7 protein-coding genes and 1 pseudogene are annotated in these 11,920 nt (G+C 40.8%); 6 read left to right on the top strand and 2 right to left on the bottom strand.

Going from position 1 to position 11,920, the window contains the following annotated elements; all coding sequences use genetic code 11:
- Window positions 1-267: 267 nt before the first annotated feature.
- Window positions 268-1,635 (bottom strand): sigma-54 interaction domain-containing protein, encoded by a 1,368-nt coding sequence (locus C509_RS0117455; protein ID WP_018708224.1) that lies wholly within the window; start codon window positions 1,633-1,635, stop codon window positions 268-270.
- 256 nt (window positions 1,636-1,891) lie between these two features.
- Between C509_RS0117455 and C509_RS0117450 the strand changes: the two genes are divergently transcribed.
- The 4 genes from C509_RS0117450 (at window position 1,892) to C509_RS0117435 (ending at window position 8,282) form a co-directional block, all read left to right on the top strand.
- Window positions 1,892-3,547 (top strand): amidohydrolase, encoded by a 1,656-nt coding sequence (locus C509_RS0117450; protein WP_018708223.1) that lies wholly within the window; start codon window positions 1,892-1,894, stop codon window positions 3,545-3,547.
- Window positions 3,544-5,130: a zinc-binding metallopeptidase family protein gene (locus C509_RS0117445; protein WP_018708222.1), complete on the top strand. Its 1,587-nt coding sequence runs from the start codon at window positions 3,544-3,546 to the stop codon at window positions 5,128-5,130. The genes C509_RS0117450 and C509_RS0117445 overlap by 4 nt, the downstream gene beginning before the upstream one ends.
- Window positions 5,131-5,148: 18 nt before the next feature.
- The gene (locus C509_RS0117440) at window positions 5,149-6,690 is read left to right on the top strand and encodes a BCCT family transporter (RefSeq protein WP_018708221.1); all 1,542 of its coding nucleotides are present in this window, start codon (window positions 5,149-5,151) and stop codon (window positions 6,688-6,690) included.
- 533 nt (window positions 6,691-7,223) lie between these two features.
- Window positions 7,224-8,282 carry a YHYH domain-containing protein gene (locus C509_RS0117435; protein WP_018708220.1) on the top strand — a complete coding sequence of 353 codons (1,059 nt, stop codon included), beginning with the start codon at window positions 7,224-7,226 and terminating at the stop codon, window positions 8,280-8,282.
- Window positions 8,283-9,253: 971 nt separating this feature from the next.
- Here C509_RS0117435 and C509_RS26600 read toward each other — a convergent pair.
- Window positions 9,254-9,391, bottom strand: a pseudogene (locus C509_RS26600) (SLOG cluster 4 domain-containing protein); the annotation flags it as partial.
- A gap of 148 nt (window positions 9,392-9,539) precedes the next feature.
- On the opposite strand from C509_RS26600, the gene C509_RS0117425 reads away from it, so the two are divergent.
- Window positions 9,540-9,860 carry a MazG nucleotide pyrophosphohydrolase domain-containing protein gene (locus tag C509_RS0117425; RefSeq protein ID WP_018708218.1) on the top strand — a complete coding sequence of 107 codons (321 nt, stop codon included), beginning with the start codon at window positions 9,540-9,542 and terminating at the stop codon, window positions 9,858-9,860.
- Window positions 9,861-10,525: 665 nt separating this feature from the next.
- Window positions 10,526-11,482 carry a siderophore ABC transporter substrate-binding protein gene (locus tag C509_RS0117420; protein ID WP_018708217.1) on the top strand — a complete coding sequence of 319 codons (957 nt, stop codon included), beginning with the start codon at window positions 10,526-10,528 and terminating at the stop codon, window positions 11,480-11,482.
- Window positions 11,483-11,920 lie beyond the last annotated feature (438 nt).

The following is an 11,920-nucleotide window of genomic DNA, read 5'->3' as shown; positions in this document are numbered from 1 at the left end:
TATCTTAGTTTCGTACTTAACAATTGATTCGGTCCTCTCCCTTAAGCAGGCAGAATGAAACGTTTGCTTGAGGGGAGGTTATAGATGTTTTTCTGTTATTAAAACGGTTTAGTAGTTAGGTTGTATCAGATAACGCTGTCAAAGACGATATGTTTTTTGATAAGTGTTATAAGAGAGTCTGCAAAGAGGGCTCTAAGAAGGAGGAAATTTAAGGCATCAAAGTTTTATCCTTTTAATCTCAAGTTCGTTTCTAAACGTAAATGGTAGCTATAAACCGTATTTTTTCAGCTTCCTCACAATGGTTGGCTGACTGACTTTTAAAATCTTGGCCATTTTTGTTGTGCTAATGTATTTTTTACGGGCATCCTTTAATACCCTTATTTCTGTCTCTTCCACGATTTCTTTTAATGATTTATGGCCGATTCCAATTAATGGTGCTGCCAGATGGCCTGTATTTATATTTTCAGGAAGATGTTCAGGCAGTAACACATCTTCTTCAATTGTTAATACCAATCGTTCGACGATGTTTGAGAGCTCACGTACATTGCCGGGCCAGGAATAGCGAAGAAGGCAATCGATTGTTTCATGAGTTAATTCTTTATGCCTGTCATATCGTTTATTAAACCTCTCGGTCATATTCATTAAAAGGTTCAGCAAATCTTCCTGTCTTTCTCTTAAAGGTGGAATGGAGATATGGATGACGGATAGCCTAAAGTAAAGATCCTTCCTAAACGCTCCTTGTTTGATGAGTTCTTCCAGATTTACATTGGTTGCCGCCACGAGTCGGAAGTTCACTTCCCTTGGCTGCGAATCTCCGATTCGGTAAAACGTCTTTTCTTGAATAAGCATCAATAATTTTGCTTGTACATTGATTGGTAATTCACCAATTTCATCAAGAAAAAGGGTTCCATTTTGGGCTTTTTCCACTAGGCCCACTTTTCCTTTTTGGCTGGCGCCTGTGAATGCCCCAGGCTTATACCCAAACAACTCTGACTCGATTAAAGATTCAGGGATGCTGCTGCAATTGATTGCCACGAACTCTCCCTTTCTATTACTCTTCTTATGAAGCTGTTCTGCCAGAAGGCTTTTTCCCACACCCGATTCCCCAGTGAGAAGTACGGTTGCATCAGTATCGGCCACACGATCCATTACCGATAATACTTTTTGCATTTTAGGACTTTTCGCAACAAGGCGAGAATCTTCCATTTGAAGTTTTTGGTAGAATTGCAATTCTTTTTTGATGCTCTCCAGTTCGCCTTCCACTTTCTTGATATAAGACTTCAGCTTTTCTATTTCTGTAATATCTTGCGAATAGCAGACAATATATTCAATATTTTGCTTGCTGTCATAAATGATGTTCCCGGTTACAAGCAGCTTCTTGTCATTTCTTGTTTGTTGGATTAGGGTTTGTTTTTGTCCGCTTTCTAATACCATTCTTGCAACGGACGGGTAAAAAATTTTTTTCTTTTCTAATTCAAATACGCTATTTCCGATAATATCTCTTTTCTCCATATTGAACCAGTACTCTGTCGATTCGTTCGCATATACAATGACTCCTTCTTTGTCAGTAATAATCACATCCGTATAGAGTCCATCTACAATTTCTTTCCACCGCTCTCCTATCTCCAATGGCATCGTCTATACCCCCAACCTTAATTATTACTACAATTATACACATTCGTATAGGTTATACAATTTTGTATAGAGAGAAATATTATATAGGATATACAGGTTATTCCACTATTTTCTATACAATTTTGAATAAAGAGTAAGATATGATGCAAGGAGTTCCCTTTATTTTGCTGTGGTGTGTGTGTTGGCATATTAATTGCAATATATACATGTGAAGTCAATCATTACACTCATTCCAAACAACTAGGGGGACTGACGAATGCACGAAGAATTTAAAATATTTTATGGTGGAACCATTTTAACAATGGATGAGAAAGAAAAAGTGGAAGCTGTAGCAGTCCGGGGGGATCAAATCATCTTTGCCGGTTCATTGAAAGCGTGTGAAGAAGCGGTTTCGGGACATGAAGTGGAAAAAATAGATTTAGAGGGCCGCTGCTTGATGCCGGGCTTCATTGATCCACATGCCCATTTGATGATGCTTGGCATGTGCCATACATGGATTGATCTCAGCTATCCAAAAGTAAAAAGTATTGATGATATCGTTATGGAGCTTTCCAAGTTCAAAGATACGTTGAAAGATGGCGGCATTATCCGGGGATTTGGATTTGATCAGCGAAACCTTGCCGAGAAGCGCTATCCCACTGCAGATGACCTGGACCGGGTCACAACCGACTTTCCTGTTCAAATCATGCATGTCAGTGGGCACTCGAATGTTGTGAACCATTATTTTCTTAAACAACTGGGTGTAGATGAACATACAGGAGATCCGGAAGGCGGGGTTATTGGAAGAGATGAAAATGGAGTGCCCAATGGACAGTTGTATGACAGCGCTAACGACTTTTTTGCCAAAAATGCCGGCGTGGTGATTGGCAATAACGGGCCAAATATCCACATGCCGGATACTCCTGATAATTTGTTAACACTTGTGAAAGTGGGGCAGGAGCAATGTCTTGCAGCCGGTGTTACGACTATTAACGATCCACAAGTGACCAAGCAGGAGCTGGAAACATTTGAAAGTTCTCGGAAAAACGGCTTGCTAAAGATGCGCATTATCATGTCGTTTCTATCAACCTATTTAGATAAATTGATTGACCTTGGTTTCCGTTCCGGCTTCGGTGATGACCAGCTCTCCATCGGGTCGATAAAATTTTATGCGGACGGCTCGCTTAATTCAGGTACAGCTTATCTTTCTTCTGGATATTCAGACAGCAAAAGGACCCAAGGATACTTATACCATTCACCTGATGAGTTTAAAGAGATGTTTGTTAAAGCGCACAAACAGGGTTTTCAAACGATTACTCATGCACAGGGTGACGGCGCCATTCAGGTGGTAATTGATAGTGTCAGAGAGTCGCAGAAACAGCTATTGAGAGAGGATATCCGGCACCGGATCGAACATTGCGGCCTGCCAAGCAAGGAACAAATTAATGATCTGGCCGATCTTAAAATCTGGCCTGTTCCGCAGCCACAGCATGTTTACCAATTCGCGGAAGGTGTCGTCAGGGCAGTCGGTGATCATGGCATTAACTATTCACCGTACGGTTGGTTCAAGGAGAAAAATATCCCGATTGTTCTCTCATCAGACGCACCAGTAGCACCGCCAAATCCGATTCTTGCTGTATATGCTGCTGTTACCCGCAACACGCTGCAAGGTAATGTCATTGGAGCAGAGCATCGTATTTCACTGACTGAAGCTTTAAAGGGATATACCATTGAAGCGGCAAAAGCGATTCACAAAGAGAATATCATTGGTTCCGTCGAAGAAGGAAAGCTGGCGGATTTCGTTGTGTTGGAAAAAGATCCATATGAAGTTGAAATCAATGAATTAAAAAATATCGATGTTTGTGAAACTTGGATTTCAGGAGAAAAAGTATACGCAAAAGAAGAAATGCAAGAGGGAGTGGTCAGCAAATGATTTCAAAAAACAAACAACAAGTAATGGATTGGGTGGAGAACAATAAAAATACACTCTCCGACTGGAATCAAACCATTTGGCATTATGGAGAAACAGCCTGGAGGGAGTACAAATCTTCTGCTTGGTATGTAAAACAGTTAAGGGAACAGGGATTCGAAGTGGAAGAAGGCAGTGGCGGCATGCCTACTGCTTTCTGCGCCACTTGGAAAAATGGGGAAGGACCTGTGATTGGCGGTTATGCCGAGTATGATGCTGTTCCTGGAAACTGTCAGGCGGCTGACACGGTTGAACGGCCGCGAGACGGATTGAGTAAATATGCCGGAGGACATACAGACCCGCATTCTGCATTAGGCGTAGGCTCACTTGGCGGATTTTTGGCAGCGAAAGCGGTCATGGAACAATTTGATATTAAAGGAACGTTGAAATTTTTTGGTGAACCTGCGGAGAAATTAAGAGGATCAAAGCCAATCCACGCAGCGAAGGGATATTATGATGATCTAGATGCGGCAATCAGCTTTCATCCCTTCTACATGCTGCCTCTATGTAACACGGCACGTTGGGATACCCATTGTGCAGTCGCATTCTCAGCTATGTATACGTTTACTTGCGATGAACCAGAAAACTGGCTGTCGTCCGGTTCGGACTCGCCAATCCCGGCATCTCATGCCGAAGCTCGAGCTCCCGGTGCAACCGACGCGGTTGTAATCATGTACTCCCTTTCAAAAATGTATCGGGAACACATGCTTTCTAACGGAATGGGATGGTCCATGAACGAAACCATTTTAAACACCGGACAGGCAACAGCAGATAATATTCCGGGGCAAATGGCGCAAATTTACTATTTTATCCGTGTGCCCAACACTGAAATGGCCGAGAAAGTCATGGAAGTGCTTGACCGGAATGCCGAAAGTGCCGCAAAAGCTGCGCATTGTAACTGGAAGCGGAACTGGATTACGAAATCACGGACCGGATTGGCGAATCACACAATGGCAGAAACAACGTTTAATAATCTAAAAATTGCCGGTGCCCCTGTGTTTGATGAGCAGGCTATCAAGGTTGCTCAAAAAATTCAGGAGAAACTTGGTTTTGAACCGATGGAAAAGCCGTTTATAGATGAAATAGAGCAACTCATTGAGCCGGAAGAGGCGGAAAAGAAGCTAAGAGAGTCATTACCTGCTTGGCAGCAGCATTTCACATCTGACGATTATACGGAATACTGCTGGCATGCTCCTACAGTAAGATTGTATATTGGAAGACCAGCATTAAAGTCTCCTAAACCGGGCTATGCCTATCCAACTTGGGTGATGAACGCGCTGGGAGGCATTCGGGAATGTATCGATCCGATGATTGTAAGTGCATCCAAAACGGTTGGAATGACCATCATTGATTTGCTTACCCAGCCTGAATTATTAAAGAAGGCGCAGGACGAGTTTAAGGAGAGAACTGGCGGAGGAATTAATGGAAGCAAGTGGGAGGCTCCGCTTTGTGATTATGAACCGCCTATTCATTACCGTTGGCCGGAATATGTGACAACACAGCGTGGAGAAGAATGGGTTATACCAGCAATGAAAGAAAAGGAATAGCAGAAAGGGAGGGGTTTTATGGGTAAAAATATTGTGGTCATAGGGGCACTAACTTTAACTTTTATATTCGTGCTCTTTGGGATCATTGCTCCTGAAACATTGGGACAGGCCGCTAGTTATATTCTGAATACCTTTATCAGTGAGAACTTTGGCTGGTACTACATGCTCGCTGCTTTTACATTTGTCGTCATTTGCTTATATGTAGCTCTATCAAAATATGGAAATATTCGGTTAGGTAAGGATACAGATAAACCGGAATTTAACCGGTTTACATGGATTGCCATGCTGTACAGCGCAGGATTGGCCATTAGTTTGTTCTTTTGGGGTGTAGCAGAGCCTGTACTTATGTATATAGATCCGCCATTTGGCACAGGGGAAACACAGGAATCAGCAAAAACAGCAATGCAGTATACCTTTTTTCACTGGGGGCTGCATAGCTGGGGCTCCTATGCCATTATCGGCTTAATCATGGCGTACTTTCAATATAGAAAGAACACATTGCCGTTAATAAATGAAAGTCTGGAACCTTTGCTGGGAAAAAAAGCTTTCGGGCCAATCGGGAAATTTATTAATATACTTGCTATCTTTGCGGTAATAAGTGGTATTACTACCTCATTGGGGCTTGGCGTCAAGCAAATGGGTGCTGGATTTGATTATGTCTGGGGAATAGAAAATAATTTTACGAATCAAATCATACTCATTTTAATTCTCACCGTGCTATTTATAATATCTGCCAGTACCGGTATCAAACGTGGGATCAAGTGGTTGTCCAATATTAATATCGTGTTGGCGCTGATGATTATGATGTTTATTTTTATAGCCGGACCGACACGCAACATCCTTGGCATTCTTGTAAACACTACAGGCAATTATATGCAGAATTTCATTAGCATGAGTTTTCATTTGGAGCCATTTCTTAATGACTATACATGGCAGGCAGGCTGGGACTTTTTCTACTGGGGTTGGGCTATCAGCTTTGGTGTTTTCGTCGGTCTTTTTATTGCACGAATTTCTAAAGGGCGGACGATCCGGGAATTTATTTTCGGAGCCATGCTTATTCCGAGTCTAGCCACTATGATATGGTATTCAACCATTGGGGGAAGTGCACTATACAATATTGTAAACTTAGGTAACAACGAGCTGGCAAACAGGATATTGGAAAATATGGATACAGCGTTATTTTATTTCTTGCAGCTGTTCCCATTCAGTCCGGTTCTCATCTTCATGACAATGGTTTCCCTTATTATATTCTTTATTACATCTGCAGATTCTACTGTATATGTGCTTGGAATGTATAGTGAGGAAAACACGGATCCATCAAACAAAAGTAAAATTATGTGGGGGGTAGTTATCGCCGGGGTGGCTATTGCACTCTTGTTGAGTGGAGGATTAACGCCATTGCAAACGGTCTCAGCTGTAGCAGGATTGCCATTTTCTGTTGTTGTCTTGTTGATGTGTGTTTCATTCATCAAGTCATTAAGAAATGAAACTTTTGGGAGCAACAATAAAGTAGAATATGATAGAAAATCTTGTGATGTAGAAGAAAGGGAAGTGGGATAATCAAATTTTGCCGGAGTATCATATGATACTCCGATTTTTTTGGTTTAATGAAAATAAATAAAATTTAATTCAGGTTAATGCTTATAGCTGGATAGTAGTTCATTTAGATTAGCTGCGGTTTGGTTTTGTTAGATGAGTTATCCCTTATTTTTTAGTCTACTAAAGCAATCTACTTTAATTAATCTCATAAAAATTTATAAGGTTCTCCGTAATTAATATATCATTTTTTAAAAGGTTGACATGTACGGGTCTGGACATAATCTACTGTTGGAAGATCGGTAGCCATTTTAAATTTATGCTTAATGATCCAATTTGCCAAATAGTTACAAGTGCGAGCGGAATTATGCACAAAGTTATAGTGTTTCGGGCGTTGAGTCCATTTCTAATTAGATTTAGAGGAAAATTAAATTTTAATATAAAAAAAGTCGTCAAAATTGAATTTTGTCATTTTTTGACGAACGAATTCCCCTAATAACAGGCCCATTTTCCCAGGAAATATGTCAGAATATATGGCGAAAGGGGAGAAAAACAATATGGGTAAAAAGGTTTGTATAGGATTTTTTGGCTTATTAATTTTCTTATTATTGATCCCAAGCCAGTCCAGTGCCCATCCTGGAAGAACGGATGCAAACGGAGGTCATACTTGTAGGACCAATTGTGAAAAGTGGGGATTGGAGTATGGAGAGTATCATTATCATAATGGAGGGAACTCCGGTGGAAGTGGAGGTGCTATGAAGAAGGAAACCCCACCTCCAGCTCCAGCAACTACCGAGAAGGTGACCCCACCACCTGCTCAAGCTCCAAAGGTGGATCAAAAAAAATTAGAAGAACAACGTAAACAAGAGGAATTGGAGCGAAAAAGAGCGGAAGAAGAGGAGAAAGCTAGACAAAAAGCTAGACAAAAAGCGATAAAAGATCGTGGGTTGGGAGAAAAAGAAGGTGCTGAGAAAGCGAAAGATGACTTCGAGAATGAAGAAGAAAAAGATCCTGATAAGCACATAAAAGGTAAATCACCTCATTATGCAAAAGCTTTTAAGAAGAGCTATGCAGCAGCATGGAAAGAAAAAGAAGAGCAAAAAGAGTACTTTGATCAAGGTTATGAGCAAGGGTTAAGTCAAGAGAAAATGGATTTGAAAGAGGTCCCCAAGAAAAGGCAAGGTGTTTTTGAAGAGGGCTTTAAGAAAGGGAATAAGGAAAGAGTAAAAAAGATAAAAAAAGAACAATATGAATTGGGTAAAAAACATGGATTAAAGAAGAAGGAAATTAAACCTGGAAATAAAGACAGAAAGCAATATGTCGAAGCTTACAATGACGGCTATAAGGCTGGTATAAAGAAAACCATCACAAAAGAAGGGAAAAAGTCCGCAAACACTAATTATAGTGTGAAGATCCCAAAACAGTATAAGGATCATAAGGACTATTCCAAATGGTATAAGGAAGGCTTCGACTCAAATAAAAAGGCTGCAGAAGTTAGAAAAGCAGGGTTCAAAAAAGGTAAGAAGTTCTTCTCGACAAGCTGGGTTCCTAAAAAGTATAAAGAGTATAAAGGTCTATACAAGGCGGCTTATAAACAAGGAAAGCTGGCCAAGTGAAATAATTGATGTTTGGGGGATCAATTCGGGCCTTACCGTTTTCGGGTACATATACCCCTTAACTTGGGGATTCCACTTCCGGGGTGGCAAAGATCCGGGATATGCTGGTTCAAAGGGCAGTTAATCCTGCCCTCACATCTTCAGTACAGTTGTTAAACGTATAGTAGAATAAGACTCATGAGCCCTTGGGAAATCTAGGCGATGTTCCCAAGGGCTCTATGTGTTGTCTTGAATATTTGTCATCCGCCTGCTATCTTGCTCAGGTTCACTCTTTTATTTGTAGGACACAAAACGGGAATCTTCCTTCACGATAAGTTACCGTTTTTTCGACCTGGGACACAAAATGGGAACCTTCCTTCACGATAAGTTACCGTTTTTTCAAACACCGGCCCCAAACGGGAATCTTCCTTTACGATAAGTTACCGTATTTTCGACCTCGAGCCCCAACCGGTCACCTTTCCTCATAAATAGTACCCGTTTTTTCAAACATCGGCCCGAACCGGTAACCTTTCCTCAAGATTAGTTCCCGTTTTTTCGAACTTGAGCCCAAACCGGTCACCTTCTTCACGAATAGTACCCGTTTTTTCGACCTCGGCCCCAAACCGTAACCTTTCCACACGATTAGTTCCCGTATTTTCGAACACGGGCCCCAACCGGGAACCATTCCTCACGATTAGTTCCCGTATTTTCGAACACGGGCCCCAACCGGTCACCTTCCCTCACGATTAGTTCCCGTTTTTTCAAACACGTGCCCCAACCGGTCACCTTTCCACACGAATAGTACCCGTTTTTTCGAACTTGAGCCCAAACCGGTCACCTTCCTTCATGAATAGTACCCGTTGAATACCCGGGCGGCATTTATATCTATAATTGTAGGACTTACATCGGGATTGTTGGCGTTCGCTTTGATTCCGGATGATGAATTGAACTGGTTCATTGGGAATATGCTATCTCTAATACTTCCATTTATTTATAACGCCAATGACTTGTCCGTTTTCTTCTAAAACGGAATTTGCAACGGCCCCCATAACGCCAACACTTGCTCCGCCATAAACAAGTGTGATATTACGCCTTGCTAGTTCTTTACCAATTTTTTTTGCGTTTTCTATATAAACACTGGATGCTCCATTACTGGAACCTCAAAATATGGCTATCTTTTTCATATAATCTCCCCCTAGCGAAATCAGCGTTTACATTATACAAAAAACCCGATACTTTGTTAAACTTTATCATACCGGCATTTAAGGAGTGAGAAAATTGGATGTAGCTGAATTTCAACAATGGGTAAATGATTATTATGATAATAGGGGCTGGTCTGAATTAGACATTTTTATTCGAATCGGCTTTTTAGCAGAGGAAACGGGAGAAGTAGCACGAGCTATAAGAGCCCTTGAAATCGGTAGGGATAGACCAGACGAGGCAACAGAATCATTTGAGGAAAACAGACAGGAATTGGTAGAGGAGTTAGGAGACGTATTAGGCAACGTAATGGTTATTGCCAATAAATATAATATCTCTTTAGAAGAAGTATTTCATTCTCATAAGAGGAAGCTCTCAGAACGTTACTCTGAAGAATAAGTTATATGTTGACTAATTGAGATGGTAGCCATGGTGTTGATTTACTACATAGACTAAGGATATGAAGGTGGGGTTTTTACCCCACTTCCTGTGTTGTTGTTTTCTGATTATTCAAAATTATAAAAGTGATACCTGGAACAGTTAATGGCAAGAAGGAAGCTTCAACCATCCAGGGAAAGACTTTATCACCAGGCAGACCCTGTTCAAGGGTGGGAAAAGCATTGTCGGCTTCTAACCTTGTCACAAACTTTTTAGTAAGGAACTTATAAGGTGACATTATTATAAAAAAACCGAATAACCTAAAATAGGTCATTGTTTGGGATTAGATTGCCAAAGATTGGGAGGAAGCAATTGTACCCTTATCGATAATTGGCGGCAGGTTTAGGTTATGAGGGTTTTGTGATCACAATTCTGTATTAAACAAATGAGAAAAATTCTCAATTAGTTATTGACACTTGAGAAAGCGGTGTTATAATAAATACGAGCTCAACTGATAATGATTATCATTGTCGTTAAATCAGGGTAGGTGAATCTGGAAAATGTTATCTTGATAAGATAGATCTGAGATTGCTGGTACGCGGTTTAACAGCAGATATTTTTTCTGCTGGCATTCCTTATATGGATTTCATTTTACATATTTCAATGGATTAAAGGAGAATGGACAAATGAAAAAGTGGACTTTATTCATTATGCTTTTAGCTATGGCAGCTGTTTTTGCAGCTTGTGGATCAAAAGAAGAAAGCAAATCCGGAGCGAAAGAGCAGAATGACACGAATAAGCAGGCGGAAGAGATAACAATCAAGCATGAATATGGAGAAGCAAAAGTCAAGAAAAATCCTGGAAAGGTTGTTGTCTTCGATTTTGGTGTGTTGGATACATTGGATGAATTGGGAATCAAAGTAACCGGGGTACCACAAGCGACCATTCCTGCTTACCTCGAAAAATATGCAGGAGATGAATATACAAACGTTGGAAGTTTGAAAGAGCCGGATTTTGAGGCTATCAATGAATTAAAGCCGGATGTCATCTTCATTTCCGGACGGCAGGCTGAATTGTATGACCAATTTGCAGAAATAGCTCCTACTGTATACATGGGAGTTGATACTAATCAATACCTGGAATCCTTTGAAAAGAACATGAATACGATTGGTGAAATTTTCGGCAAGGAAGACCAAGTTAAAGCTGAACTGGAAGAGGTCGACAATCAAATTGCAGGTGTAAAAGAAAAAGCGGAATCCATCGATAAAAAAGCGCTGATTGTTTTGGCTAATGAAGGAAAAGTGAGTGCTTACGGACCTAAATCTAGATTTGGCTGGATCCATGATGTTCTAGGATTTAAAGCAGCCGATGAAAATATTGAAGTATCCCCACATGGACAGGGAATTTCATTCGAATACATTTTAGAAACCAACCCAGATATTCTGTTTGTCATTGACCGGAATGCTGCGATTGAAGAAGACTCTGAACCGGCCAAAGAAACGATTGAAAATGACCTTGTGAAAAAGACAAAAGCGTATGAAGACGGAAAAATTATCTACTTGGATGCTGATTACTGGTACCTTTCTGGTGGAGGGCTACAATCTATTAAAGCAATGATCAAAGGCGTTGAAGAAGCGTACTAATTCAGATAAACCTTGATTAACATGCTAAGACCTGAATAATATAGTTCAAAGTTTGATAATGCCATAGTTCAATTACCCCCTTTTTTATGAATCCGGTAGAGAGAACGATTCGTTCATTCTGCCGGATTCTTGTGTTTGTGGAGGGTTTTTAGTTGGGGACAGGCGGGATGTATTTTAAGAACAAGGGGATGTTCAGAAGGTTCACTTATTAATCAAACGAAAGTATGCAACGTTGGAACCCCTCTTGGTGCCCGCTTTTTGTAGTTTCCATTAAAAGCGGTCAGGTTTAGGGAGAAAGATCCCATCATGAGCGATTTTGCTAAAAAGCGGTCACCAATAGTGAAGAAAGGTTCCCGTTAAGAGAGGTTTCGAGAAAAAACGGGGAGGTGCCCGTTACGAGAGATTTTGGTAAAAAGCGGTCACCAATGTTGGAGAAAG

It is taken from the genome of Siminovitchia fordii DSM 16014 = CIP 108821 (genome assembly GCF_000374565.1).
Classification (GTDB): Bacteria; Bacillota; Bacilli; order Bacillales; family Bacillaceae_C; genus Siminovitchia; species Siminovitchia fordii.
This window is presented reverse-complemented; position numbering and strand designations above follow the sequence as displayed.